Source organism: Streptococcus mitis (genome assembly GCF_047459985.1).
GTDB lineage: Bacteria > Bacillota > Bacilli > Lactobacillales > Streptococcaceae > Streptococcus > Streptococcus mitis_DZ.
Map to the genome: position 1 here is coordinate 1 of NZ_JASHHD010000013.1, position 26131 is coordinate 26131.

Below are 26131 nucleotides of genomic sequence, written 5' to 3' on the forward strand. Positions count from 1 at the left end.
CCCATTCAAACGTCTCACACTAACTTCCACCATAGCGGAACTTAATCTGAAACGCTTTCAGATGAGAGGATTTTGTGCGCTCTTTTTTTCGATTCCTTTCGGCTACAAAAGCTATAAAACCAAGCATGATTAAAACCAGTGGAACTTACCTTGACACGGATTGCCACTGGTTTTTAGGGTTTTTATCAGACTAACTTCCACTTGAATTAGCGATGGAACTTAGTTTGGGAATTTAGCTTATTCAAAGAGTTGATAATAATCAGAGATTTTCATCTTAGCTTTTTCTTCATTATTGAGGTCTTGGATTATCCGTCCTTCTTTCATGACAATTAAACGATTACCATATTTGAGAGCATCTTCCATATGGTGGGTAATCATAAGCGCTGTCAGCTGGTCTTTCTTGACAAATTCATCTGTCAATTCCATCAAGGCCACACTGGTCTTTGGATCAAGGGCTGCAGTATGCTCATCTAACAGGAGTAATTCAGGTCGCTTCAAGGTTGCCATTAAGAGACTCAAAGCCTGTCTTTGCCCACCTGATAAGAACTCAATAGGCGTATTCAAGTGTTTCTCAAGACCATTTCCTACTTTCTCAATGGTCGCCTGAAACTCATCCTTATAACTTGTCAAGCGTCGTGGAAAGAGTCCACGCTTTTCACCACGAAACTTTGCAATCAGGAGATTTTCAGCAACCGTCATACGAGGAGCTGTTCCCATCTTTGGATCTTGGAAGACACGAGACAGATACTTTGCTCGCTTCTCTGGTGAAAATTTAGTAACATCTTCACCTAAAATACGGATAGTACCACTGGTTAGTGATAAGGTTCCTGCTATAGTGTTAAAGAGGGTTGATTTACCAGCACCATTTCCACCCAAAATCGTGATAAAGTCCTGTTCAAAAATTTCTAAGGAAACATCATTTAAAATAATCTTTTCTTCATCAAAGCCATTTTTAACGACTTTGGTTGCATTTTTTAATTCTACAATTGCTGTCATTTGCTTAATTTGGCTCCTTTCAAGATTGTTTGCTTAAATGTTGGAATCATGAGGCAGACTGCCAAAATCAAGGCACTGTATAAACGAAGGTAACTTGTATTAAAGCCAAGGGCGATAACTGCCCACACTAAGAATTGATAGGCGATAGAACCCACAACGATTGCAACCAGACGCTCTGCCAAACTCAAACTCTTGAAAATAACTTCCCCAATAATCAAACTTGCAAGACCCACAACGATAACCCCAATTCCTCGAGATACATCGGCATAACCTTCTTGCTGGGCAATAAGAGCTCCCGCAAGGGCAATCACACCATTTGACAAGACCAGACCCATAAGCTCCATACGTCCAGTATGAATTCCAAAACTTCTAGCCATATCAGGATTGTCACCTGTAGCAATATAAGCTTGTCCGAGTTTAGTGTCCAAGAAAAAGAGCATGAGAGCAATAACAATACTGACAAAGATGAGACCTGTAAAAAGTTGATTTAAATCCGAGTCAAAAGGCAAGGCATCCTGAATTTGCTTGGTTCCAAGCAAGCCTAAATTTGCACGTCCCATAATCAAGAGCATGATAGAGTGACAAGAAGTCATCACCAAAATCCCTGAGAGTAAGGTTGGAATCTTCCCTTTTGTATAAAGAAGTCCTGCTGCCATTCCAGCCAAACAACCAGATCCAACAGCAATCAGAGTTGCTAAAAATGGGTTCACACCTTTCGTTATCAAAGTGACAGCAACAGCACCCCCAAGAGGGAAGGAACCTTCTGTCGTCATATCTGGAAAGTTCAAAATCCTAAATGTCATAAAGATTCCCAGACCTAAAATCGCCCAGACAAATCCTTGAGAAATAATAGATAGTATCATCCGTTTCTTAACCTTTTCTATATGATGTTTATTGTAAAAAATTGGAGGAGATGTCCCCAACTCCTCCATTACAGATTATTCGATTACTTGCCCTGCTTCCTTTAGAACAGATTCAGGAATCGTAATACCTAGCTCTTGTGCCAATTTTTTGTTGATAACTGACTTTCCAGTTGAAAATACATTAACTGGGGTATCAGCTGGTTTTGCACCTTTCAAGACTTGCGCAATCATTTTACCAGTTGCCACACCAAGGTCATGTTGGTCAACTACAACTGATGCCAAACCACCTGCTTCTACCATGGCAGTTGCGCTTGGGTAGATTGGTTTTTTAGCTGTTTGGTTACTTGATACAACTGTTGAGAAGGCTGAAGCAATGGTGTTATCGATTGGAACCCAGATAGCATCAACCTTGCTAGTCATAACGTTAACTGTTGAAGCAATTTCATTTGTTGAAGGAACTGCAAATGTTTCGACTGTCAAACCTGCTTTTTCAGCATATGTCTTAAATTCTTCGACCTGTGTTTTGGAATTGTCTTCGCTACTTGAGTAAAGAGCACCGATTGTTTTCACATTTGGTGTCAGAGCCTTGATGAGTTCAACTTGTTGTTGAGCTGGATTGTGGTCAGATACCCCTGTAATGTTGCCACCTGGTTTTTTCAAATCTTTAACCAAGTTGGCACCAATTGGGTCTGTAATCGCAGCCATGATAACTGGTAGGTCTTTTGTGGCACTAGCCAATCCTTGAGCAGCTGGTGTTGCGATACCAACCACAAGGTCATTCCCATTTGCAACCAATTGTTTACTCATTGTCGCAACCTTACTTTGGTCACCTTCTGAGTTCATAAAGTCGATTTTAATTTGATCATCTTTATAGCCTTCTTCTGCAAGTCCATCTTGAATTCCTTTATAAATCAAGTCAAGAGATGGATGGCTCACAAACTGAAGAACACCAACTTTGGCAACTTTTTTCTCATTCTTAGCTTCTGGTTTATTCATTGAAGAGTAAATCAAGCTTCCTGCTACTAAGACTGCTAAGGCAGCGATAATTCCAATTAAACGTTTATTTTTCATTCTATTTCTCCTTTTTTATTCCTTTAAAATACTTCACTTATCTGTACAAGCGACGCCATCGTTTTCTTTCCATACAAACCTCCGATAAAAAAGTCCTCACACAAAAAACTTGTGTGAGGACGTCGATGCGCGGTACCACCTCAATTACAGGGAATTTCCCTATCGCTCAGTCTCGCAATAACGAGATGCACTGTAAGGTGTGCTCACCGAATTTTTATGATTTCAAATTCTAAATAACATTCAGCCCAATTTTCATCATCATTACTTATCTGTTTTCAGCTACCACAGACTCTCTAAAAAGTTTGTATGATTACTTTTCTGAATGGTTAAATTATATCATTTTTCAAGTACTTGTCAAGACTCTTTTAGTATTTTTTTGAACTATTCAAAAACTTCCCCTATAGAACAGAGGAAGTTTGAAAGGGATCAACCCGAATTACGCAATCCTGTCGCAATTCCGTTGATGGTTGTATGGATTAATTTTTCTTGATCGCTTGATAATTCTCCTCGACGTTGACGTTTAATCAGCTCCAACTGGATATAGTTGAGGATATTAAAGTAAGGCATACGGTAATCTAAACTTGCTTTTAGATATGGATTTTCAGCCAAGAGTTCGTCATAACCTTCGATAGCCAAGATAACTTCCTTGGTAACTTGCCACTCATTTAAAATAGTCTCATAGATTGCTTTTACTTGATCATCCTCACACAGTTTAGCATATTCAAAAGCAATGTTCATATTTGATTTTGACAAGACCATATCAACATTTGAAAGAAGAGATTGGAAGAAAGGCCAATTTTGGTACATATCTCGTAAGATAGCAATATTCTCTGGATTCTTATCAATAAATTCTTTGAAGCTTGAACCAACTCCATACCAGCCAGGGAACATGACACGACTTTGCGACCATGAGAATACCCAAGGGATAGCACGTAAACCACCGATTTCAGTAATAGTCTTACGAGCGGCTGGACGAGAACCAATGTTAAAGCTTGAAATAGCCTTGATTGGACTTGACTCGAAGAAATAATCATAGAAATAGTCATTACCAAAAACCAAATCACGGTAGATATCGTAACTACGGTCCACGACTTGATCCATAATAGCTTCATAACGATTTGAGGTATTGGTATCGCTCTTCTTCTGAGTAATCATACGGTTAATGGCTGCAGATACTAGCATTTCAAGGTTATAATAGGCTGCGTCTTTATTACCATATTTATTGCCAATTACTTCACCTTGCTCCGTCAAACGGATACGATCCTTGATAGACTTGAGCGGTTGAGATGTAATGGCTTCATAGGTTGGTCCACCACCACGACCGACAGTACCACCACGCCCATGGAAGAAAGTGACCTTAACGCCAAATTCATCTCCGATAGCAGTCAGTTGTTGTTGAGCCTTGTAGAGGGTCCAACATGATGATAAGTAACCACCATCTTTATTACTGTCAGAGTAACCTAGCATGATTTCTTGGTAGTTATTACGTGAAGCTATCCATTTCTTGGCAAGGGCAAGAGAAAGGTATTCTCTCATGGTTTCTTCTGAGTGGTCCAAGTCCTCAATTGTTTCAAAGAGAGGGACAATTTGGACACGGGCTCTCTCTTTATCAACTAAACCTACTTCTTTTAGCAAGATAGCCAATTCCAGCATGTCTGATACGCTAGTTGCATGTGAAATAATAGTCTGGCGAATGACATCATCACCCAACTTATCTTTCAACTTACGAGCAACTTTAAAGATGGCCAATTCTTTTTCAAGTAACTCTGATTTTTCAACGTGAGTGGCAGAAAGAATACGTGGATCTTCTTCTAATTCTCTCAAAAGAAGCTTGCATTTTTCTTCTTCACTTAGTTCGCTATAATGCGAATGAATGCCTGCTGATTTCAAGAGTTCGGCTACACAGGCCTCATGAACACTAGAATCTTGACGCATATCAATAGATGCCAAATAGAAACCAAAAATTTCAACTGCTTGAATCAACTCAACAAAATCACCAGAAATCAGTGCTTCACCCTTGTTTTCCAAGAGGGAATCGCGAATGGTAATTAAATCCTTATAAAAATCATTAGCTGTGTCATAGCGAGCTCCAACTTCCTTATCCTCAATCAGATAGGTTTTTGTGGCTTGGATTTTTGATTGAATATCAAATAAGGCACGACGATAAAGCTCTTTTTCACGGTAAATAGAATTATCCTTAGATTGACGAGCCATTTCTCTGACTTGCTTGCTCACATTAACAATACTAGTTGAGAGAGAGAATTCACGATAAAGTTGGTAAATCTTTTCATCATAGTAGTTCATGATGACTTCACACTGGGTCATAGCAGATTGTTTCAAGGTATCTGCTGTAACAAAAGGATTACCATCACGGTCTCCACCAATCCACATGCCCATGGTAATTGGTTTTGGATGTTTCAACTCCAAGCCGTGTTTTTTAGCCAGACGCTTGTACTCAGCAGTCAAATGAGGAACTGCCTTCAGGAATGAACTATTGTAGTATTCCATAACATTCGTGATTTCATTGGTTACTTTCAATTTCTTTTCACGAATCATATCTGTCTGCATGATAATCTCAATGTAACGACGGAGATCATTATGCCATTTTTCCTTATTAATCAAGCCTAATTTCACATCACGGTACTTACGTAAGAGGGTATGGATATGGTTAGTCAAATCCAGCATACTCTTACGTTGCACTTGTGTTGGATGGGCTGTCAAAACAGGGACAACATTCAAGTGTTCAAGAATTTCAACCGCATTTTCTTTTTCTGCAACCATTTTGATCGTTGCAGATAATTTTCCTAGATAATCTTGATCGATATTATTTTGGTGGTTGATTTCATAGGCCAAATCCACGTCTTCTGAAATATTAATCAAGAGAGGCAAGATAGAGAAATAGCGTGAAATATAAGCCATTTCATCATTTGTCAGACTAGTAACCAATTGATTCAAACCTTGATAATCTTCTTGAGTTGATAATTCTTTCAACTCCATGATTTTTACAAAAGTCTCTGGGGCAAGCATGTTTTTAGTAATATCTTCTAACAATTCTGTTAAAATCAATACTTCTTCTTGCACGACAGCTTTATTACTATAATTTTCTAATTTTTGAAGAGACATAGGTCATCCTTTCCACTATCAACTCTACATATAGTTTGATGAGTGAGCTTCTAACTCCTCATATAATTGAGCCCGTTTTTCACTTGCATCAATATTTAAGACAAAGGCGATGGCTACAGACAAGACTAGGAGACTATTTCCTCCTTGTGATAGGAAGGGGAAGGTTACTCCTGTCGAAGGAATAATACCAGAAATTCCACCGATATTGACAAAAACCTGTACCAACATCATTCCCCCAACCCCAATCGCCATCATGGAATTAAAGGGATTCTTAGCACGAATACCGACTAGGATAATTCGCAAAATCAGGAAAAAGACAAGTGCCAAAATCAAGCTGGCTCCCACAAATCCAAACTCTTCAATGACAATTGAAAATACAAAGTCTGTATGGGCCTCTGGTAAATAGCCACGTTTTTCAATTGAATTTCCTAAGCCTAGACCAAACCAACCACCATTTACCATGGCAAAGTAGGAATTTGCAAGTTGATGGCCTGCTCCTGCCAAATCAGCAAAGGGATTAAAGTAGGCGCTGAATCGCTTGGCAACGTAACCAAATACTGGAACTTTTGAAAACTTATCAACCCCGATCATAGAGATAGCTGATAAGGATAGGGCTGAAACTCCAAACAATACACCGATAAAGGCTATAAACCAACGATGAGCAATCCCACTAACTGTATACATAATCAAGGCGACCAGAGCTAGGATGGTAGCATTCCCCAAATCTGGGAAAATAGCCAAACTTCCTATCATGACTAGTAGGACAAAGCGCCAATCATTAAACGCACGAGGAATCCATTGGTTTTGGGTCAAGACTTGAAAATCGTAAATAGCGATTTCTTCTTGCTGTTTAGAAAAACGATGAGCCAAGTACCAAATAATAATAATTTTGAGATACTCTGCTGGTTGAATTGTTACAGGTCCTACAGAAATCCAACCGTAGGCACCATTAACTGGCGTACCAATTAAGCGAGCCAGAGCTAAGAGAATCAGCTCCACAAACATAACAATAAATAACAGTCGTTCTTTTCTTAAAAAATTCAGTTTCAGCTTATATATCAAGGCAATCAATATTAAACTAAAGCCCCAAAACATTCCCTGACTTCGAACCAATTGGAGGGCACTTTTACCTTCTTCGATAAGAATGGCACTAGTTGTAGAATAGACTACAATCAAGCCCAAAATAGATAAAAGTAAGTAAGGAACTAGGATAGAATAGTTTAATAGGTGTCTCTTACTAATCTTCATAGTATCACCAATCTAATGAGAACAAAAGAAATTATTCCCAAATTCCGTTTATTTTCTAGTTTTGATTGCTATTATACCATTTTTTCCGAAAGAAAAAAACTCTTACCCTTAAGATAATAGATTTTCTCATAAGAAAAAGAGCACTGGGCTCTTTTCTGTTTTATTCTTTTGAAGAACTGCTTGAGCTTGAATCTCCACCACCGATATATTGGGTAAAGATATTTTGGAAGGCTTGATCTTTAACCTTAATGTTGGCTGCTTGCAATTCTTTTCCGATAATGCTCTGCACAAATGATGCGTCGTTTTGTTTTTGAGTTAAGATAACAGTTTTTAATTTTTCTTTGTAGTCATCAATATTAGATGATTTTTCCGTTTTCTTAGTGAGTTTTACAATATAATATTGACTGCTGTAGGCTTGTGTGCCAGTAGCTGTAATGACATCAGAAATTCCGTTAACATCCAAGGCAAAAGCTGCTTTCTTAACTTGATCTGGTACTTCTGTTGAAGCTGAATCAAAGGTGATTTCTCCACCGTTCGCTTTCGTTTTCTCATCTGTTGAGTTATCTTTGGCTAATTGAGCAAAGTCTGCATCACTAGCTTTAGCTTTTTCAAGAATTTCTTTGGCTTTATCCTCATTATTAAGACGAATGATTTGAGCCGTTACATCTGGAGTGTATTCATCAAAGGCCTTCTTATAAGCATCATCTGTTAATTCAGCTTCTGCTGCCTTCTTAACTGCCAACTCAACCAATTTACTTGTTCGAATCTGAGCCTTACGTGATTCAAGAGTCATTCCTGCTTGTGACAAGACACGTTGGTAGTTCTCACCATATTGTTTTTCTTCTTCGGCAATAGTGTCATTGACTTCTTTGTCATCTACTTCAGAACCGTATTGCTTCTCAAATACTTTTTGGATAGTCATATTTAATAAGACTTGTTGAGCTGAAGGATTACTTTTCACTTGCTCATAAAATTGATGTTCAGTGATGACATCCCCTTTCATGCTGATAAGGTCTGCCCCTTCTGAACCTTTTGAACAAGCTGCTAAAGTTGCTACTGATAATAGTGTAATGGCACCTGCCAATAGTTTTTTCTTCATGTCTACTCCTTTGAGATAAGTGTTACCTTATCTATTTTACTATATTTTCTTAAATTATTCTGAAAATCATTCGCTGTCAGGCAATTGAACATCTGCTACATTTTTACGAAGCATAAGAATGCCGTCCCCTAAAGGTACTAATGTTGCAGTGAGCCCTGGATTGTCTAAGGTTGCATCAAATAGTCTTTGAAGGCCTCTGTATATAGTCCGTTGACCTCGACGGACTTCCATAATATCCTTGGCAACATCACCACCTTGGAAAATATCATCCAAGACAATCACACCACCAACTTCCAAATGTTTGAGGATTTCTGGCAGAAAGATGATGTATTTAGACTTAGCAGAATCCATAAAGACGAAATCATAGGACTCTGTCAGTGTAGATAAGACATCTACAGCATCTCCTTCTAAGAGTGTGATTTGTTTACGACTGTCAAACTGGGCAAAATTTTCCTTGGCAAAACCAATCATTTCTGGATTGCGGTCAATGGTTGTAATCTTAGCATTTGGCGCATGTTCTGCCATCAAGAGAGCTGAAAACCCGATAGCTGTCCCAATTTCTAGAATGTTTTTTGGTTGCATAGTTTCCATGAGAAAACGGAAATAAGCAACCGTTTCATGGGGAATGATGGGAATATTTTCCTTACGAGCAAAGTCTTCCAATTCTTTCAAAGAGCCTGTGACTTGTTTTTGACGCTGACGCATTAAGTCTACAATTTCTTCCTTGACGACAGGACGACGCATGTTATGGTTGGCATTCTTACTATATGATTCAACCATCTTATGCCAATCCTAATTTTTCAACAAGGGCTTCAAACTCATTCAAACGACGTTCAAAGACTGCAAAGGCATCGTTGAGATAGTCTTCCTTCTCCATATCAACACCAGCTTTTCTCATGACATTAAGTGGATAATCAGATTTACCTGCCTTGAGATAGTCGATATAGCGGTCACGATCTTCTTGACTACCGTGGACAATCTTCTCAGCCAAGGCTGAAGCTGCTGCAAAGCCAGTTGAATATTGATATACATAGTAGTTATAGTAGAAGTGTGGAATGCGAGCCCACTCGTATTGGATTTCAGGATTGTCTTCCTTACTCAAACCATAATACTCTTGGTTCAAGTCTGCGTAGAGTTTATTTAGGAAATCGCTTGTCAAAACTTCACCATTTTGGTCCGCTTGGTGGATAGCATGTTCAAACTCGGCAAATTGAGTTTGGCGGAAAACTGTTCCACGGAAACCATCTAGGAAGTTATTAAGAATAGCAAAGCGCGTTGCGTCATCTTCCACTTCTTCCAATAATTTCTCCGTCAAGATATTTTCATTGGTCGTTGAGGCAATCTCAGCCAAGAAGATAGAGTAATCTCCGTAAACATAAGGCTGAGTTTCACGAGTATAGCTTGAATGCATACTGTGACCTGTTTCATGGACGAGGGTAAAGAGATTGTCTAGATTGTCCTGCCAGTTAAGAAGCATAAAGGCATTGGTATCGTAAGAACCACCAGAATAGGCCCCTGAACGCTTACCTTGGTTTTCGTAAACATCAATCCAACGCTCTCTAAAGGCACGTTTAACACGGCTCAAGTAATCCTCACCCAAGACTGCCAAGGCTTCTTCGGCTTTTTTCAAGGCCTCTTGGTATGTAAAGCTATAATCTACCGACGAAAGCGGTGTGTAAATATCATACATCTTGAGGTCTGAAATTCCCAAGATTTTTGAACGAAGCTCAAGGTAACGATGTAAGAGCGGCAAATGCTTGCGAACTGCTGCTACCAGATTGTCATAAACACTTTCTGGAACAAAATTCGCCGCTAGGGCTGCATGACGAGCACTCTTGTAATTGCGAACTTTGGCACGATAGTTTTGGACCTTAACATTGGTTTGCAAGGTTTTGGCATAGGTATGTTGGAATTGTTCATAAGTCGCATAAAGAGCTTGATAAGCACCACGACGCACCTCACGGTTTTTAGACTCCATCAAGCGCATATAAACGCCATGTGATAATTGTACTTCGTTACCATCTTCATCTTTAACAAATGGAAAGACGATATCTGCATTATCTAAAATAGCGAAGGTTTCACTTGCAGAACCAAAGATTTCTCCAGCTCCAGCCAATAATTCTTCTTCACGTTGTGATAGAACGTGTTCCTTGCCTTGCAAAAGCTTGTCAAAATAGTGTTGATAAACCTGCAATTTTGGTTGATCTTCTAAAAAGTCAGCATACTGCTCTTCACTAATCTCCATAAATTCAGGCTCATAGAATGAAAAGGCTTGGTCTAGCTGGCTGTAGAGAGTCATGGCCTTGGCATAGTACTCTTGATACTTGGCTTCACGTGTGTCCTGATCATTCTTCATATGAGCATAAACGTAAAGCTTCTCCATTTGGCGTTCCATTTCAAGAGAAAATTCAGTGATTTCGAGTAGGTTATCCGCACTATCCAAGAGATGGCCTTCATACTGGGCTACTGTCTCCAATTGGTCTGTTAAATCTTTTAAGGCTTCTTCCCAAGCCTGGTCAGTTGGGTAGATCGTTGATAGATCCCATGTATCTTTTTCATTTATTTCATTTCTTTGTAATACCATTAGATTCCTCCATCCTTTCTATTCTACCATATTTTTCAAGAAATATTGCTGATAAAAGGCTGGTGGGTAAAGCTTTTGCCAATCATTTTGAGGATTTTTTTGGTAATAGGTTTGAAAATGCTGATAATAGCTGGTCAAATCTTGCTTTATTTGGCAAAAATCACCTACTAGTGGTCGAATTTGTGGATACCATTCTTTTAACCCATAAGTCAGAATATTTTCTCCCTTTTGATAGGCTTCTGCTTGTTCTTTCATCCAAATAGGATTTTGATAATACAGTTGTTGCCGAATATAGCGACAGATATCCTTGTCTTGAGAAACACTAAAACTAGAAATTTGTTGTTTCTTATAGGGGAAACGCAATATTTCCAATAAACTAGCTTGACCATAGGGAAATTCCTTGATTTGATAATGGAGTTTACCTCGGAGATCCTGGTGAATCAGGTATTTGAGTCTTAAAAGCTTTTTTTCCTTATCTACTTCCCAAACATAAAAGCCCATGTTTTGACTGAAATAAAGGAAACCTTGTTGCAAACGGGTCAACCGCTCCTTGAGCCAAAGCTTTTCGCCCAGCAACCACAGCACTTGGTAACCTTGACTACGATAGCCCTCGCTACGCTCTTTAAGAACTGTTTGAGGCATTGGACTACACTGAACTTCTAGAGCTAGATTCCCATTTACAAATACATCCGCAATCTGTTTAAGCTCTGGAAGCGGGTATTCTAATTTCACTTCTGAATCTTTTTTCAACCAGTGATAGAGGGATTCTTTATTTGCCAGGTGTTCCGGACTTTCATTTTCAGAGGAATAATCACAGTCTTTTAGGGATTTATGGGCAAAATGTCTCCGGACACTTAGACCTTGACGCAAACGGAGCTGACCTCCGCAAGCTGGGCAGGTGTAGGCTTGCTTCTCAAGCCTATCCTCTAACACATTTACCAACTGTCCGCTAGCATCTCTCGCAACAAACATGCTTTCCCTCCTTTTCTATATTATTCGTAAAAAAGAAAAAAGATCAGGAAATTTCCAGATCTTTATCATTCTATAATTTTAGAGTTGCAAGCGACTTTCAAGAGCTTGTGTCAACACTTCAGAATAGTTCACTTTCTCACGATCTGCAAGTCTGACTAACCACTCTGGAACTGTAACATTTTTTCGAATCGCCTTATTATTCTTTACGAAAGGTAAGGGATTGACCTGAATCAAAGTCACAAATCCATCAGGAGCTTTCAACTTAGCTATGTCACTAGGAGTAGGCAAAACTAGTCCTTCATCAATATAAGAAGCTAAAACACTCTCAAGCATTTCCCGAGCATTTTTCATTGCAAGTTCAATCGTTGCTCCTTCAGTCCCACCTCCAAACTCCGGAAATTCAATCCAGTATCCAGTACCTTCTTTATGAAAAATAGCAGGATAAGATTTTAGCATAATACACCTCCACAATTTCCAAACCAACTACAATCCCAAATCTTTTAATATTTTCCTCTCTAGACCTTTTCCTAGATCCTCATTACCGTGAACTGGAATCGTGACAAGATAGGGGACTCCTTCTTTTTTTAAATGATGATGACTTCCTCTCTTACGTACTTCAATCCATCCATTTGCAAGAGCTAATTTTACCATTTCCTTACCTGTTATTGGCATTTATGGTCACCTTTCTAGCTTAAATTATACTTATAATGCGTATTTTTGTCAATTCTTCTATCTTATCTATTCGTAAAAAAGAAAAAAGATCAGGAAATTTCCAGATCTTTATTCTTATTTACTTTATTTTCTTAGCTAACATGGTCGCAAAGCGCAGTTGAATACGATTGCCATTCTCATCGCGACGGTGGAGATGCCCTGGATTCTCATTGTACTTAACCAATTCCCAATCCTTGTAATAGTCTGCCAATTCTCCTTCTTTAAATGTGAATGGGAAGTTCACTGAACAAGGATAATCCTCCGTGTCCATGGCGCAGACGATAAGATTGTAGCCACCAACAGTGGTTTTCTCCTGCATATTTCGAATAATAGCAGGAATGTGGTCTGCTTGTAAAAACATGAGAACAACAGTCGATAGGATAAAATCGTAAGTTTGTCCGATGCTAGCTGAATTGATGTCGTAAAGACCAAGAGGTATTTCTAAATCTTCTTGCTCTACAATACTTTGTAAGATCTCAAGAGAAAGTTCATTTTGATCCACGGCTGTCACATCAAAACCTTGCTGGGCTAAGAAGAGAGAGTTACGGCCTTGACCACAACCTAAATCCAAGGCTTTCCCAGGTTTTACCGTCTGCATAGCTTCTAAAACTTCCGAATGAACTGGATTAGTATTGTATTTTTTAGGGAAATAATCCTCAGGTTTACAATAAAATTCCAAGTACCATTCCACATCATCTGTAGCAGCCTCTACTCGGTGCCAGGCTTGTGGTTGCGCCATGGGATTGTCAGCTCCTGCTTCAAAGAGGTGTTCAGCTATAACCTCACCATCCTCTGTCAATTCAATAAACTTGAGAGTTCCTTTTAAAATAGTAATCTTGCCCCAGGTTCCAACCTTAGTATTGTGTTTTCTTTGAACAGCTTCTGGCATGGTGTCTTTATTCCAGACCGGCATGCGTTTATAGGCAACTAGTTTTTCCATTTTATAACATCCTTCTATCGATGGTTAACAGCTTTCATGACACGCGCAATATCGCGATTCTGCTCACGTCGCTTGATTGACTCCCGTTTGTCATAGTCATGTTTCCCTTTGGCAAGTCCTAAAAGAAGCTTGGCATAGCCATCTTTGATATAGACTTTAAGGGGAACCAGGGTCATACCTGTTCCTTTGGTTTCTTGCTCTAATTTTTGAATTTGTTTCTTATGGAGCAGGAGTTTGCGCCGACGTTCTGGTTCTTGATTCCAGATATTGCCCTCTTCGTAAGGAGCGATATGAACATTGCTCAACCAAACCTCCCCATTTTTTACTTGGGCAAAGCCATCCTTGAGATTGATTCGAGCAGCTCGTACACTCTTGATTTCAGTTCCAGTCAGGACCATCCCTGCCTCTAGCGTATCTACGATTGTATAGTCGTGGCGCGCCTTTTTATTTTGTGCGACGACCTTTCCCTCGCCCTTTGCCATGCTTGGCTCCTTTCTTAGCTACTTCCTTATAAAAAGGTTTCTTTCCTTTTTTCTTCTTGTCTTTTTGTGAATGCTTGCGCTTATCATTTGAACGTCCTGATTTTCTCTTATCTTCCTTCTTATCTGAACGACGACTTGAACCACGCCCTCTGTCACTGCTATTAGACTGTTTTAAACCTTTTTCAATCACATCAAACTCACTTGGGATGTAAGAGAAGTCAATTTCACCCGTCATCTTGTCGGCTCTTTCAACTCGGATACGAATCTGTTGACCTACACGGAATGTTGTTCCTGATTTCTCCCCACGCAGAGTCAAATCACGTTCGTTGAAATGATAAAATTCAGGTAGATTTGTGATGTGAATCAAGCCTTCAACCGTGTTTGGCAATTCAACAAAGAGACCGAATTTAACGATGCTTGAAACAACTGCATCGTACTCTTCTCCGACATATTCTTCCATGTACTCAGCCTTTTTCATAGCTTCAACTTCACGTTCAGCCTCAATAGCACGGCGTTCACGGTTGGAAGACTGGGTCGCAATCTCTGGAATTACTTGCTCAAAATGCTCGGCTATTTCCTTAGAACGGCCGTAATCACGAATCATACGGTGAACAAGAAGGTCTGGATAACGTCGAATCGGACTGGTAAAGTGAGTATAATAGTCAGCCGCTAATCCATAGTGGCCGTGATTATGCTCCGAATAGCGAGCCTGCTGCATGGAGCGGAGAAGCATCATGGACAATACATCCGCATAAGGCTCTCCCTCAACAGCACGCATGATGTCTTGAAGAGCTTCCTGACTAATCTCACTAGCAGTCCCATAAATTCTCAAGCCAAAACTTGAAGCATAATCAATAAACTTTTGAACTTTCTCAGCTTTAGGTTCCTCATGAATACGATAGATAAAAGGTAGGTCCAGCTTGCTAAAGTGCTCGGCAACCGTTTCGTTAGCAATCAACATAAAGGACTCAATCATACGTTCAGCGACACCACGATGACGAAGAACAATATCAACTGGCTTGCCTTTTTTATCGACTAAAATCTTAGCTTCATTGGTATCAAAATTTAAAGCACCACGCTTGATTCGCATACTTTCCAAAGTCTCATGGAGCTTAGCCATTAACTCGATACTAGGAACAATTTTCTTATACTCTAGTCTCTTTTCCTCGTCACCTGCTAGGATGTCATTGACATCACTATAGGTCATACGGAAACTAGTCTTGATAACAGTCTGAGTAATAGTGTAATTACGAACACGACCATGTTTATCAATCTCCATAATAGCAGACTGCGTCAAGCGGTCAACTTGAGGATTGAGAGAGCAAATGCCGTTTGAAAGGCGTTCTGGAAGCATTGGGACCACACGGTCTGTCACATAAACAGAAGTCGCACGGTTAAGAGCTTCCTTGTCAAGGGCAGACCCCTCAGTTACATAGTAAGAAACATCTGCTATATGAACTCCGAGTTCCAGATTGCCATTTTTCAAGACCTTGATATGCACCGCATCGTCCAAGTCCTTGGCATCAGCACCGTCAATGGTAAAGGTAATCTCATCTCTCAAGTCCAAACGGCCTTCCATATCCTGTTGAGACGGAGCATCAGGCACACTTTCCGCTTCCTTGACGACAGCCTCTGGAAACTCTGAGACAATGTCCATAGACTCCAAAACCTCAAGAACATCAATTCCGACATCCGTTGAATGCCCCACCACATCGAGGACACTAGCGACAAAGAAATCATGTTTCTTGCTTGGATATTTATCGATAAAGACCTTAAGCACCTCTGTTCCCTCGAGTTTTAGGGCAGGTTTCTTAACATAAATCGGTTGACTGATTTTCTGATTTTTCGAACGGATGTAGCCGGCATACTTGGGCTTTTCCTGATCTAGAACGATTTGACCGACAACGGTTGTCAAACTGTGTTCTAGAATATCGATAATTTTGGCTTCTGCTGCTGTTCCCTTATTGCGGTCAGCGACTTTCTTGATCACGACCTCAACGGTATCACCATCAATAGCATAATTGACATCATTTTTCCCTACAAAAAGGTCGTCCTCCTCGCCTTCCAGACTGACAAAGCCAAAACCATTTTTATGAGCATGAAAAATCCCCTTGAGAGTAATCTCATGTTTTTTCTTGACTTCCAGGGTCAAACTGCCATCTTCTTCAAAGCGAATCTGGTGCTTTCTTTCCATTAGGGACAAGGTTTTAATCAACTCACGAAAATCCTTGGATCCATCTTTTCCCAAAGCCTGAGCCAAATCATTGACAGTCACCTTTCCCTTGTCTTGCAAATATTCTTTTATTCTATCTTTCATATTTTCTTTCTAGATTTTTTTAATTTTCTCTTACTGTAAAACCTTCTCAAACATCATTTAAAAATAAAAAGAGGCAAAGACCTAGTCCTGCCCATTATTTTCTTATCTACTTGATAATACCGTCAATGCTAAGGCAATGGCTAGCCAGAAAAAGACTAAAATCCCTGTCAAACGCTGCATTACAGCTTCAAAACCGCGTGCTTTACTGCGTTCAAACAAATCACCTGAGCTGGCATCAAATACATTGCTGGATTGGTTTTTAGTTGGTTGCATGAAAATCGCAATCACAATCACAACAGATAATACTAATAAAATGGTTAATAATAGGTTATACATATCAAACTCCTTAAAATCCCTATTATTTTACCATAAAATCTACTTAGATTCAAGATGTAGGGTTACTTTTCTTTCCTTGGGACAATACTTTAAAACCTCAATCTTGTCTGGATGGGTTTTAGAATTTTTACTGGTTAGGTAATTGATACTGCCACAAGAGGAGCATTTGAGATTAATTTTTACTCGCACTAGATTTCCTTTACTTTTAATAATGTTCGAAATTGAAGCAGGTTAAAGAGACAACTAAAGGCAACACAAAGACTTGTCGCATAGAAGACTGCATGGTAGCCCAAATATCCTGCAACTGCGGATCCCGCCATGGGGCCAATCACTCCACCGAGGTAAAAAAAGACTTGGTTGAAGGCAAAAATCCTTGAAATTCCGGATTTTGGAGTCATTTTGCTAAGAAGGGCATTAACCCCTGGTATCAAGGCACCGGTTCCCAAGCCAAAGAGGAATCGATATAGTCCTAGTTGAAGGGGACTAGAGGCATTGGCACAGAGGAGATAGATGATGACTGAATAAAGCTGGGCTACAACCAAGAGGCGATGATTGCCTACCTTGTCACCTAGCTTTCCCATAACTCCTGCACTCATCATACTGGAAAAGCCCATACTGGATACAATCAAACCAGAGACAAAAAGAAGATTCTCTGTTTGGCCTAAGTCGCGTACATACAGAGCTAGGATAGGGCCGATTGATTGGGCTGAAAATTGGATGACAAAACTGGTCAGAAAGAGGTTGACCAAAAGATAGGGATATTTAACTGATGTAAATAATTCCTTTGTTGGGATGGCCTTTTCCTTGGCTACTGGTTGAAAATCTTCCTTGATAAAGCAAATAGACAAAATAGCAGCTAAAAACAGAAAACTACCAACCATTAAGAAAACTGTACGAATACCAAATAATTCTGCGATAAGCCACCAATAAAAGGACCAGTTAGAGTACCTGCAACTACGCCTGTAGACAAAGTACCTAAGGCAGAGCCTGATTTCTCCTTGGGAACCTGACTGGCTATCAAGGCCGTTGCATTGGGAACAAAACCCGCAAATACACCATTCAGTAAACGAAGAAAGATTAACCAATAGATATTTGGCACAAAGGCCAAGCCTCCCATAGTGATAGTCATGGCCAGACCAGCACGAATCATCATGGGTTTTCGACCGTATTTATCAGCAAAAATACCCCAGATAGGAGAAAAGAGCGCCGCAGAAATAGCAGAGACAGAAATAGCTAAGCCTGCATAAAAAGCGACTTGCTCACTCCCTACACCTAGATTTTCCACAAAGATAGGCATAAAAGGCACAACCAAAGAAATACTGGCTCCTGTCAGAAAATTACCAAACCAGGCAATGCGCAGATTATCCTTCCAGTTAATCTCTGTCATCTTGCTTACCTCCCTCAAGCAGGGAGAACACCTGAGTAAGAAGCTGATCACGACTGCCATTGTTATCTAGAACATGGCTGGCCAAATCTTTCTTTTTCTCTAAAGGCCACTGGGCTGCCAGACGAAATTCAGCTTCATCTTTGGACAAGTGGTCCCTTTTCATTAAGCGTTCTACTTGGACATCTCGGTCCACATAGACCAACCAAGTCTCATCAAACCAAGAGACGTAGTCCTGCTCAAAAAGTAGGGGAATATCCATGAAGAAAATCTCTTCTGTCTGAGCCAATTGGTCTCTTAATGTAGCTAGTTCCTCACGGATAATCTCTCCTTGGATTTGCTTAGACCATTCTCGTTCTTCAGGATTTGAAAAGATAAGACTAGCTAGGAGAGGGCGATTGAGTTCTCCATTTTCACGGATGATTTCTTTCCCAAAGTGCTGTACTAGAGCTTCAAACAGACGACCACCAGGTTTCTGTAGTTGGTGGACGACTGCGTCGGCATCCACTACTTGAAAGCCTTGCTTTCTTAGAAAATTTGTCACGGTTGACTTACCAGAGGCAATTCCCCCAGTGATTCCAATGATTTTTCCCATCAATTCCTCCTTTGGCACTGAGGACAAAAATGGGTGCCTCGTCCACCTAGTTGGATTTTCTCAATGATGGTGCCACAACGTGAACATTCTTGACCAGCCTTGTCATAGACTTGGTGAAAATCCTGCATGGTTCCATCTTCTCCAAAGGCATTGGTATAAGTTCGGATGGTGGAACCACCTTTTTCAACAGCCTGTCCCAATACAGCAATGGTCTGGTCATGAATAGCTGTCGCTTCTACTGCTGTCAAAGTCTGGGAAGGTCTAGCCGGATGAACCTGAGCTCGCCAGAGAACCTCATCCACATAGATATTGCCAAGTCCAGCTACCAAGGTTTGGTCTAGGAGATGGGATTTGATAGGCTTTTTAGACTTAGCTAGAGCAACTTGAAAGACCGGCAAATCAAAGTCTTGTTCGCTTGGTTCAGGCCCTAGTTTTTTAGAAATAAAGTAGGCTTCCAAAAGGTCAGGAACCAAGAGTTCCATAGTACCAAACTTGCGAACATCCTCATAAACAAGCGTGCCACCATCTTCAAACTGAGAGAAAACATGGGCATGCTTGCGTTCAGGTACTTGGTCTGGATAGTAAAAATACTTTCCCTCCATCCGCAAATGGGAAATCAAGATCTTATCTGTCAGGTAGAAAAGTAAATATTTGCCACGACGTCCCATTGACTCAACAATCTGACCAGGCACCTCCTTTTGAAACTCGTCCAAATCTGTCTTAATCATCTTGGGATAGCGAATTTCTACACTCGAAATCTTCTTTCCCAAAATCAATTTTTCCAAGCCACGTCGAACGGTTTCAACCTCAGGTAATTCCGGCATAAGTCCTCCTTCTGTAAAAACAAGAAGCAGGCATGAGCCCACCTCTACTTAGTATTCTTTTTCATTATAGCCAAAGTCAGCCAAATCTAGCTTTTTATCGCGCCAGTTTTTCTTGACCTTGACCCAGGTTTCTAGGAAGACCTTATCTCCTAGCATAAGTTCAATATCACGACGGGCCATGCTACCAATTTTCTTAAGCATAGCGCCACCTTTACCGATGATAATCCCTTTTTGGCTGTCACGTTCGACCATAATAGTTGCTCGGATATGAACCTTGTCTGTATCCTCGTCTCTTTTCATAGAGTCCACCACTACTGCAACTGAGTGTGGAATTTCTTCACGAGTTAAGTGTAGGACCTTTTCACGAATCATCTCAGAAACCAAGAAACGCTCTGGATGGTCTGTGATTTGATCGGCTGGGAAATATTGGAAACCTTCTTCCAAATTTTCACTGAGAATATCGATTAGACGAGAAACATTATTTCCCTGAAGGGCTGAAATCGGAACAATTTCCTTGAAATCCATCTGATTACGGAAATCATCAATTTGAGCCAAGAGCTGGTCTGGATGAACCTTGTCAATCTTATTGACCACCAAAATTACAGGAACTTTAGCAGCTTTAAGACGCTCGATAATCATATCATCACCCTTACCTCGAGCCTCATCTGCTGGCACCATGAAAAGTACGGTGTCCACTTCACGAAGGGTGCTATAGGCAGACTCTACCATAAAATCTCCGAGCGCTGTCTTAGGCTTGTGAATCCCTGGAGTGTCGATAAAGACAATCTGCTCCTTATCGGTTGTATAAATTCCCATGATTTTATTGCGCGTTGTCTGCGCCTTATCACTCATAATGGCAATCTTTTGTCCCATTACGTGATTCAAAAAAGTTGACTTCCCAACATTGGGACGTCCTAAAATGGCTACAAAGCCTGATTTAAATGTCATAATTTCCTCTTATCTGTTTAAAATAGTAGATCCCAGATTCGTGGGAGAAAAATCAATGCGCCTGTTAAGGCCGCGAAAAGAGAGACCACTAATACCGCGCCAGCTGCCATATCCTTGGCATTTTTAGCCAGCATAGAAAAGTGATAGTGACTGGCCAAATCCACCACATTTTCGATAGCAGAGTTAATAATTTCAAAGGCTACTACCAAGAAAATGCTCAATAGGAGAAAGAGCCATTCGATTCGTGACACTTGAAAAACAAAACCTGCAAGGATGACTACTAGAGCCGTCACTGCATGTTTTCGCATATTGCGTTCTTCCTTGATGGCAGTAAAAATTCCTGTGAGAGCAAATTCTAAACTAGATATCAGGTCACGATTTTTCCATTTTCGTTTATTGTCTTGTGAGTCCATAGGCTGTCAAAATTTCTTCTTGTAAACCGAACATCTCCGCTTCTTCTTCTGGAGTGTAGTGATCATAGCCATTGATATGTAAAAAGCCGTGTACTGCCAAGAAGCCCATCTCACGCTCAAAGCTGTGGCCATATTCCTCGGCCTGCTCATGAGCCTTATCAATAGAAATGAACAGTTCCCCAATATAGGCATCAAACTCAGACATCATCTCTGCCAATTCTGGATTTTCAAGTAAATCTTCCTCGTCAAAGGCAATTTCCAACTCTGGCTTATATTCAAGGCTGATGACATCTGTCGGGCGGTCTGTATCACGGTACTCCAGATTGAGTTCATGGCTACGCTCATTGGTCACAAAGGTAACTGCCATCTCCTTGTCTTCTTTGCCTAATTTTTGGGCTGCAAATTCCAAAATTTCTTGGGTTTGTTGCAACATTTCTTTTGAAACTTGGCCAGTTTCATCTACCATTTCAATATACATGTGCTTCTCGTTTCTCTTTACTTGGCTTTATTATACCACATTTCCATGATTTTATTCTACCTTTTTGATATAATACTATGGAATACAATCACAAGGAGAGAACGATGTCATTTGACGGATTTTTTTTACACCACATGGTTGAGGAATTGCGAAGAGAGTTAGTGAATGGGCGCATTCAGAAAATCAATCAACCTTTTGAACAAGAATTGGTCTTGCAAATTCGCAGCAATCGCCAAAGCCATCGCCTGCTCCTTTCTGCCCATCCAGTTTTTGGACGCATTCAGCTGACCCAAACAACTTTTGAAAACCCAGCCCAGCCTTCTACCTTTATCATGGTTTTGAGAAAGTATTTGCAGGGGGCCCTGATTGAATCGATCGAGCAGATTGAAAATGACCGTATTGTGGAAATCACAGTTTCCAATAAAAACGAGATTGGGGATCATATTCAGGCTACCTTGATTATCGAAATCATGGGTAAACACAGCAATATTCTACTAGTCGATAAAAGTAGCCATAAAATCCTCGAAGTCATTAAACACGTCGGTTTTTCACAAAATAGTTACCGCACCTTGCTTCCTGGATCGACCTACATCGCTCCACCAAGTACGGAATCTCTCAATCCTTTTACTATCAAGGATGAAAAACTCTTTGAAATCCTACAAACACAAGAAACCACAGCTAAAAACCTTCAAAACCTTTTTCAAGGTCTGGGACGTGATACGGCAAATGAATTGGAAAACATTCTGGTTAGTGATAAACTATCCACTTTCCGTACCTTTTTCAATCAAGAAACCAATCCTTGCTTGACTGAGACTTCCTTCAGTCCAGTTCCTTTTGCAAATCAAGTGGGAGAGCCATTTGCCAGTCTTTCTGATTTGTTGGACACCTACTATAATGATAAGGCTGAACGTGACCGCGTCAAACAGCAAGCCAGTGAACTCATTCGCCGTGTTGAAAATGAACTTCAGAAAAACCGACATAAGCTGAAAAAACAAGAAAAAGAGTTACTAGCGACAGACAATGCTGAAGAATTTCGCCAAAAAGGAGAATTGCTGACAACCTTCCTCCATCAAGTGCCTAACGACCAAGACCAGGTTATCCTAGACAACTACTACACCAACCAACCTATCACCATTGCGCTTGATAAGGCCTTGACTCCCAACCAGAATGCCCAACGCTATTTTAAACGTTATCAGAAACTAAAAGAAGCTGTCAAATACTTGACTGATCTGATTGAAGAAACCAAGGCAACCATTCTCTATCTGGAAAGTGTGGAGACCGTCCTCAACCAAGCTGGACTAGAAGAAATCGCTGAAATCCGTGAAGAATTGATCCAAACAGGTTTTATCCGCAGAAGACAGCGAGAAAAAATCCAGAAACGTAAAAAACCAGAACAGTATCTAGCTAGTGATGGCAAAACCATCATCTATGTCGGACGCAATAACCTGCAAAATGAAGAACTAACCTTTAAAATGGCTCGCAAGGAAGAACTTTGGTTCCATGCCAAGGACATTCCTGGAAGCCATGTTGTCATCTCAGGCAATCTTGACCCATCTGATGAAGTCAAGACAGACGCAGCAGAGTTGGCCGCCTACTTCTCTCAAGGTCGCCTGTCAAATCTGGTTCAAGTAGATATGATTGAAGTCAAAAAACTCAACAAACCAACTGGTGGAAAGCCGGGTTTTGTGACCTATACAGGACAAAAGACCCTCCGTGTCACACCAGATCCAGAAAAAATCGCATCCATGAAAAAATCCTGATTTACTTGAAATCAGGATTTTTATAGTAGATTGCAATAAGATATAAACAAATCAATTAGGAAAGTCAAATTAATTTCTAGAAATGTTTTAGCAGTCACAGCGTACTATTCTAGATTCAATCAACTATAACTTACTTCCTTGACAACTTTGTTCATCAAGCACAGATTAATTGCAGTTTATCTCAGAGACTCTTTTACTTCCTTGCGTAGATTTTCTAGACTGCTGATGCCATATTTATCCATAACCTTTAGTAGATTTTCGATGATATCAGGACAGGCATATGGATTGGTAAAGTTGGCTGTTCCAACTCCAATAGCCGATGCTCCAGCCAGATACATTTCTAGGGCAGCTTCAGCCGAATCCACTCCTCCCATTCCAATGATAGGCAGATCTGTTGTTTGAGCTACTTGGCGGATGAGTTTGAGGGCTACTGGAAAGACTGCTGGACCAGACATTCCACCTGTTCCATTGGCCAAGATTGGTTTTCTAGTTTTGAGGTCAAAGCGCATTCCAACTAGAGTATTAATCATAGTCAAACCACTTGCTCCTGCATCCTCTGCTGCCTTTGCGACAGTAACGATATCGGTCACACTAGGAGTTAGTTTGACATAAACTGGTACATCAGAGGCTTCCACAGCTGCTTTCACCACATCATAAGCCAGATCAGGGTCTTGACCAATCAAGAGTCCATGATTACAGTGATCTACGTTAGGGCAAGAAATATTGAGCTCGATAGCCTTCACATTAGCTGCCTTGGAAATACCACTAGAAACAACTGCATACTCTTGTTTTGAAAAACCAGCTACATTGGCGATAATAGGAAGATTTGGATACTCTCTTTCCAACCAAGGTAGCTTTTCGGCCAAAACAACTTCCAAACCAGGATTTTGCAAACCGATTGCATTGAGCATGCCAGCAGGTGTTTCTGCCACCCTTGGAGTTGGATTGCCAAAGCGTGGTTCAAGGGTTGTCGCTTTGATCATAATAGAACCTAAAAGGTCTAAATCATAGTACTTGGCATACTCTTGACCAAAACCAAAACAGCCTGATGCTGGAATAATCGGATTTTTCAAATCCAAGCCAGGTATAGAAACTTGTAAACGATTTGTAGTCATGATTTTCTCCTTATAATACAACTGTTCCTGTGAGGAAAACAGGGCCATCTTCACAGACGCGTTGGCTGACCGTCTCGCTTTCTGGTACTTTTAGGACACAGGCATAGCAAGCCCCCATCCCACAAGCCATACGAGATTCCAGAGATAAATAGGCTCTTGGGTGGTCATAAAAGGTTTGATTGATATACTTCATCATTCCAGGCGCCCCACATGAGTAAACAGCATCAAATTGATTGTCTAAATCCTTGATAACAACGGAAACATTTCCCTTTATACCATAAGAACCATCATCTGTCGTTACAAAGACTTGACCATATTGAGCTAATTCCGTCTCTAAAATAACAGCATCCTTAGTCGCAAAACCGAGAACTATCACTACTTTCACACCACGCGCATGCAATTCCTTGGCTACTTCAAGCAAGGGCGGAACACCAATCCCCCCACCAACAAGGAGAACCTGGCTCTGCTCATCTAGGGCAGACAAGTCAAAACCATTTCCCTGAGGTCCCATCACATCAAGAGTATCTCCCTGACTTAATGTTGAAAAAATAGCGGTCCCAGCTCCCTCAATCCGATAAATGAGATGACACTGCTTGTTAACTTTATCAATCGATGAAATTGAAATAGGACGACGCAAAAGATGGGCGTCATCAGGCACACGCAAATGGAGAAATTGGCCTGCTCGCATAGCTTCAACCATTTCTCCTTCTAGGACTAATTCAAAAATTGCTGGTGCGATTTCCTCCTGTGCTACCACCTTCATGGTTTCCAATCGAATTGCACCCAAACGTTTCTTACATGTGGGATTCATGACTTTTCCTCCTTAAATTTTAAGGGGACCAGACAAAGAAAAGACCTTGCTAGTGCAAGGCCTCAGTTAAAATCGTACAACACAAGAGAGCACACTCAAAAAGTCTCCTCTAGAAAATTGCACTATTCTTTTATCTGACACCTTGTGAGTCTCTCTGGACTCCCCTTAAAGGTTAAATTTTTATTAGTATACTCTTTCAGCTAAAAAAAGTCAAGTAGAAAACGAACATTCTACTTGACTTCACGAGATTATTTTTCACGAATGACTTCGACCTTGTAGCCATCAGGGTCTTTGACAAAGTAATAGTTAGGTGCAGTTCCTGGTAGACCATTTGGCTCAGTCACTTCATAGCCTTTTGCACTGTGCTCTTGATGAAGCGCCTCAAGATCAGGTGTACTGAGGGCGATATGGGCAAACCCATCTCCAACCACATAAGGACCGTGATCGTAGTTATAAGTCAACTCCAACTCATAATCGTCACCTTCAAGTCCTAAATAGACAATCGTGAAGGCATGGTCTGGAAAATCTCTGCGACGCAATTCTTTAAATCCAAAAGCATCTTGATAAAATGCGATTGATTTTTCAAGATTTTCTACTCGCAAGCAAGTGTGTAGCATTTTTGAAGCCATTTTTTTCTCCTTTATTTTTAAAAAGACTGGGACAATCCTGTTCCAGTCTTATCTGTTATTATTTACCAAGTTTTGCTTTAGCTGCATCTGCAAGAGCTGTGAAAGCTGCTGCATCGTTAACAGCCAAGTCAGCAAGCATTTTACGGTTAACTTCGATCTCAGCCAATTTCAAACCATGCATCAATTGTGAGTATGAAAGTCCGTTCATACGAGCTGCCGCGTTGATACGAGTGATCCACAATTTGCGGAAGTCACGTTTTTTCTGACGACGGTCACGGTATGCATAGTAGTAAGAGTTCATTACTTGTTCTTTTGCAGTACGGAACAAGATGTGTTTAGCTCCATAGTAACCTTTTGCTAATTTAAGAATACGTTTACGACGTTTGCGTGATACAACGCCACCTTTAACACGTGCCATGTTTTATTTCCTCC

At 40.5% G+C, this 26131-nt stretch carries 26 protein-coding genes, 1 pseudogene and 1 other annotated feature; of the genes and pseudogenes, 1 reads left to right on the forward strand and 26 read right to left on the reverse strand.

Going from position 1 to position 26131, the window contains the following annotated elements; all coding sequences use genetic code 11:
* Positions 1-237: 237 nt before the first annotated feature.
* The 22 genes and pseudogenes from QM959_RS07390 to ybeY form a co-directional block, all read right to left on the reverse strand.
* Positions 238-996, reverse strand: coding sequence for an ABC transporter ATP-binding protein (locus QM959_RS07390; RefSeq protein WP_247934391.1), 759 nt, complete (start codon positions 994-996; stop codon positions 238-240).
* On the reverse strand, positions 993-1859 hold the full coding sequence (locus QM959_RS07395; RefSeq protein ID WP_414372427.1) for an ABC transporter permease: 867 nt from the start codon (positions 1857-1859) through the stop codon (positions 993-995). Before QM959_RS07395 ends, QM959_RS07390 begins: the two co-directional genes overlap by 4 nt.
* A gap of 75 nt (positions 1860-1934) precedes the next feature.
* A complete protein-coding gene (trpX, locus tag QM959_RS07400; RefSeq protein WP_247934393.1) occupies positions 1935-2930 on the reverse strand; it encodes a tryptophan ABC transporter substrate-binding protein in 996 nt (331 codons plus the stop codon).
* 112 nt (positions 2931-3042) lie between these two features.
* Positions 3043-3260: a binding site (T-box leader), on the reverse strand.
* 96 nt (positions 3261-3356) lie between these two features.
* Positions 3357-6053 carry a phosphoenolpyruvate carboxylase gene (gene ppc, locus QM959_RS07405; RefSeq protein ID WP_414372429.1) on the reverse strand — a complete coding sequence of 899 codons (2697 nt, stop codon included), beginning with the start codon at positions 6051-6053 and terminating at the stop codon, positions 3357-3359.
* 24 nt (positions 6054-6077) lie between these two features.
* Positions 6078-7301, reverse strand: coding sequence for a cell division peptidoglycan polymerase FtsW (gene ftsW, locus QM959_RS07410; RefSeq protein ID WP_414372430.1), 1224 nt, complete (start codon positions 7299-7301; stop codon positions 6078-6080).
* Between the two features lie 160 nt (positions 7302-7461).
* Positions 7462-8400, reverse strand: coding sequence for a peptidylprolyl isomerase PrsA (gene prsA, locus QM959_RS07415; protein WP_414372431.1), 939 nt, complete (start codon positions 8398-8400; stop codon positions 7462-7464).
* Between the two features lie 66 nt (positions 8401-8466).
* Positions 8467-9180 carry an O-methyltransferase gene (locus tag QM959_RS07420; protein WP_414372432.1) on the reverse strand — a complete coding sequence of 238 codons (714 nt, stop codon included), beginning with the start codon at positions 9178-9180 and terminating at the stop codon, positions 8467-8469.
* 1 nt (position 9181) lies between these two features.
* Positions 9182-10984, reverse strand: a complete 1803-nt coding sequence (pepF, locus tag QM959_RS07425) for an oligoendopeptidase F (protein WP_414372434.1) — start codon at positions 10982-10984, stop codon at positions 9182-9184.
* Between the two features lie 18 nt (positions 10985-11002).
* Positions 11003-11956, reverse strand: coding sequence for a competence protein CoiA (locus QM959_RS07430; RefSeq protein WP_414372436.1), 954 nt, complete (start codon positions 11954-11956; stop codon positions 11003-11005).
* A 78-nt stretch (positions 11957-12034) separates the two neighbouring features.
* Entirely contained in the window at positions 12035-12412 is a 378-nt protein-coding gene (locus tag QM959_RS07435; RefSeq protein WP_414372438.1) for a type II toxin-antitoxin system HicB family antitoxin, read from the reverse strand.
* 27 nt (positions 12413-12439) lie between these two features.
* Complete coding sequence (locus QM959_RS07440) at positions 12440-12628, reverse strand: type II toxin-antitoxin system HicA family toxin (RefSeq protein WP_414372440.1); 189 nt, start codon at positions 12626-12628, stop codon at positions 12440-12442.
* Positions 12629-12746: 118 nt separating this feature from the next.
* A complete protein-coding gene (gene tehB / locus QM959_RS07445) occupies positions 12747-13607 on the reverse strand; it encodes an SAM-dependent methyltransferase TehB (protein WP_414372441.1) in 861 nt (286 codons plus the stop codon).
* A 14-nt stretch (positions 13608-13621) separates the two neighbouring features.
* Positions 13622-14089, reverse strand: coding sequence for an SsrA-binding protein SmpB (smpB, locus tag QM959_RS07450; RefSeq protein WP_414372443.1), 468 nt, complete (start codon positions 14087-14089; stop codon positions 13622-13624).
* Positions 14052-16406, reverse strand: coding sequence for a ribonuclease R (rnr, locus tag QM959_RS07455; RefSeq protein WP_414372445.1), 2355 nt, complete (start codon positions 16404-16406; stop codon positions 14052-14054). The genes smpB and rnr overlap by 38 nt, the downstream gene beginning before the upstream one ends.
* A gap of 102 nt (positions 16407-16508) precedes the next feature.
* Positions 16509-16742 carry a preprotein translocase subunit SecG gene (gene secG, locus QM959_RS07460; RefSeq protein WP_000282517.1) on the reverse strand — a complete coding sequence of 78 codons (234 nt, stop codon included), beginning with the start codon at positions 16740-16742 and terminating at the stop codon, positions 16509-16511.
* A 39-nt stretch (positions 16743-16781) separates the two neighbouring features.
* Complete coding sequence (gene rpmG, locus QM959_RS07465; protein WP_001809104.1) at positions 16782-16931, reverse strand: 50S ribosomal protein L33; 150 nt, start codon at positions 16929-16931, stop codon at positions 16782-16784.
* A pseudogene (locus QM959_RS07470) lies at positions 16931-18129 on the reverse strand (multidrug efflux MFS transporter). The gene rpmG and the pseudogene QM959_RS07470 overlap by 1 nt, the downstream one beginning before the upstream one ends.
* Positions 18116-18721, reverse strand: a complete 606-nt coding sequence (gene coaE, locus QM959_RS07475; RefSeq protein ID WP_414372447.1) for a dephospho-CoA kinase — start codon at positions 18719-18721, stop codon at positions 18116-18118. The pseudogene QM959_RS07470 and the gene coaE overlap by 14 nt, the downstream one beginning before the upstream one ends.
* Complete coding sequence (gene mutM / locus QM959_RS07480) at positions 18721-19545, reverse strand: DNA-formamidopyrimidine glycosylase (protein WP_414372449.1); 825 nt, start codon at positions 19543-19545, stop codon at positions 18721-18723. The genes coaE and mutM overlap by 1 nt, the downstream gene beginning before the upstream one ends.
* 48 nt (positions 19546-19593) lie before the next feature.
* The gene (gene era, locus QM959_RS07485) at positions 19594-20493 is read right to left on the reverse strand and encodes a GTPase Era (RefSeq protein WP_414372451.1); all 900 of its coding nucleotides are present in this window, start codon (positions 20491-20493) and stop codon (positions 19594-19596) included.
* A gap of 17 nt (positions 20494-20510) precedes the next feature.
* Complete coding sequence (locus QM959_RS07490; protein ID WP_000378166.1) at positions 20511-20906, reverse strand: diacylglycerol kinase family protein; 396 nt, start codon at positions 20904-20906, stop codon at positions 20511-20513.
* Positions 20887-21384: an rRNA maturation RNase YbeY gene (ybeY, locus tag QM959_RS07495; RefSeq protein WP_000275156.1), complete on the reverse strand. Its 498-nt coding sequence runs from the start codon at positions 21382-21384 to the stop codon at positions 20887-20889. Before ybeY ends, QM959_RS07490 begins: the two co-directional genes overlap by 20 nt.
* Before the next feature lie 104 nt (positions 21385-21488).
* Between ybeY and pavA the strand changes: the two genes are divergently transcribed.
* Positions 21489-23144, forward strand: a complete 1656-nt coding sequence (pavA, locus tag QM959_RS07500; RefSeq protein WP_414372453.1) for an Rqc2 family fibronectin-binding protein PavA — start codon at positions 21489-21491, stop codon at positions 23142-23144.
* Positions 23145-23320: 176 nt separating this feature from the next.
* Here the strand turns inward: pavA and QM959_RS07505 are convergent, their stop codons facing one another.
* From QM959_RS07505 to rplT, 4 genes are all read right to left on the reverse strand, one after another.
* Positions 23321-24307, reverse strand: coding sequence for a dihydroorotate dehydrogenase (locus tag QM959_RS07505; RefSeq protein WP_414372455.1), 987 nt, complete (start codon positions 24305-24307; stop codon positions 23321-23323).
* Positions 24270-25070, reverse strand: a complete 801-nt coding sequence (locus QM959_RS07510; RefSeq protein ID WP_414372457.1) for a dihydroorotate dehydrogenase electron transfer subunit — start codon at positions 25068-25070, stop codon at positions 24270-24272. The genes QM959_RS07505 and QM959_RS07510 overlap by 38 nt, the downstream gene beginning before the upstream one ends.
* A 248-nt stretch (positions 25071-25318) precedes the next feature.
* Complete coding sequence (locus QM959_RS07515) at positions 25319-25699, reverse strand: VOC family protein (protein ID WP_000157153.1); 381 nt, start codon at positions 25697-25699, stop codon at positions 25319-25321.
* Positions 25700-25757: 58 nt separating this feature from the next.
* Positions 25758-26117, reverse strand: a complete 360-nt coding sequence (gene rplT / locus QM959_RS07520) for a 50S ribosomal protein L20 (protein ID WP_000124834.1) — start codon at positions 26115-26117, stop codon at positions 25758-25760.
* Positions 26118-26131 lie beyond the last annotated feature (14 nt).

Excerpts from the sequence above, each read along its gene's own strand:
- QM959_RS07390 (WP_247934391.1), bottom strand. The coding sequence starts at position 996 with ATGACAGCAATTGTAGAATTAAAAAATGCAACCAAAGTCGTTAAAAAT.
- QM959_RS07395 (WP_414372427.1), bottom strand. The coding sequence starts at position 1,859 with ATGATACTATCTATTATTTCTCAAGGATTTGTCTGGGCGATTTTAGGT.
- trpX (WP_247934393.1), bottom strand. The coding sequence starts at position 2,930 with ATGAAAAATAAACGTTTAATTGGAATTATCGCTGCCTTAGCAGTCTTA.
- ppc (WP_414372429.1), bottom strand. The coding sequence starts at position 6,053 with ATGTCTCTTCAAAAATTAGAAAATTATAGTAATAAAGCTGTCGTGCAA.
- ftsW (WP_414372430.1), bottom strand. The coding sequence starts at position 7,301 with ATGAAGATTAGTAAGAGACACCTATTAAACTATTCTATCCTAGTTCCT.
- prsA (WP_414372431.1), bottom strand. The coding sequence starts at position 8,400 with ATGAAGAAAAAACTATTGGCAGGTGCCATTACACTATTATCAGTAGCA.
- QM959_RS07420 (WP_414372432.1), bottom strand. The coding sequence starts at position 9,180 with ATGGTTGAATCATATAGTAAGAATGCCAACCATAACATGCGTCGTCCT.
- pepF (WP_414372434.1), bottom strand. The coding sequence starts at position 10,984 with ATGGTATTACAAAGAAATGAAATAAATGAAAAAGATACATGGGATCTA.
- QM959_RS07430 (WP_414372436.1), bottom strand. The coding sequence starts at position 11,956 with ATGTTTGTTGCGAGAGATGCTAGCGGACAGTTGGTAAATGTGTTAGAG.
- QM959_RS07435 (WP_414372438.1), bottom strand. The coding sequence starts at position 12,412 with ATGCTAAAATCTTATCCTGCTATTTTTCATAAAGAAGGTACTGGATAC.
- QM959_RS07440 (WP_414372440.1), bottom strand. The coding sequence starts at position 12,628 with ATGCCAATAACAGGTAAGGAAATGGTAAAATTAGCTCTTGCAAATGGA.
- tehB (WP_414372441.1), bottom strand. The coding sequence starts at position 13,607 with ATGGAAAAACTAGTTGCCTATAAACGCATGCCGGTCTGGAATAAAGAC.
- smpB (WP_414372443.1), bottom strand. The coding sequence starts at position 14,089 with ATGGCAAAGGGCGAGGGAAAGGTCGTCGCACAAAATAAAAAGGCGCGC.
- rnr (WP_414372445.1), bottom strand. The coding sequence starts at position 16,406 with ATGAAAGATAGAATAAAAGAATATTTGCAAGACAAGGGAAAGGTGACT.
- secG (WP_000282517.1), bottom strand. The coding sequence starts at position 16,742 with ATGTATAACCTATTATTAACCATTTTATTAGTATTATCTGTTGTGATT.
- coaE (WP_414372447.1), bottom strand. The coding sequence starts at position 18,721 with ATGGGAAAAATCATTGGAATCACTGGGGGAATTGCCTCTGGTAAGTCA.
- mutM (WP_414372449.1), bottom strand. The coding sequence starts at position 19,545 with ATGCCGGAATTACCTGAGGTTGAAACCGTTCGACGTGGCTTGGAAAAA.
- era (WP_414372451.1), bottom strand. The coding sequence starts at position 20,493 with ATGACATTTAAATCAGGCTTTGTAGCCATTTTAGGACGTCCCAATGTT.
- QM959_RS07490 (WP_000378166.1), bottom strand. The coding sequence starts at position 20,906 with ATGGACTCACAAGACAATAAACGAAAATGGAAAAATCGTGACCTGATA.
- ybeY (WP_000275156.1), bottom strand. The coding sequence starts at position 21,384 with ATGTATATTGAAATGGTAGATGAAACTGGCCAAGTTTCAAAAGAAATG.
- pavA (WP_414372453.1), top strand. The coding sequence starts at position 21,489 with ATGTCATTTGACGGATTTTTTTTACACCACATGGTTGAGGAATTGCGA.
- QM959_RS07505 (WP_414372455.1), bottom strand. The coding sequence starts at position 24,307 with ATGGCCCTGTTTTCCTCACAGGAACAGTTGTATTATAAGGAGAAAATC.
- QM959_RS07510 (WP_414372457.1), bottom strand. The coding sequence starts at position 25,070 with ATGAATCCCACATGTAAGAAACGTTTGGGTGCAATTCGATTGGAAACC.
- QM959_RS07515 (WP_000157153.1), bottom strand. The coding sequence starts at position 25,699 with ATGGCTTCAAAAATGCTACACACTTGCTTGCGAGTAGAAAATCTTGAA.
- rplT (WP_000124834.1), bottom strand. The coding sequence starts at position 26,117 with ATGGCACGTGTTAAAGGTGGCGTTGTATCACGCAAACGTCGTAAACGT.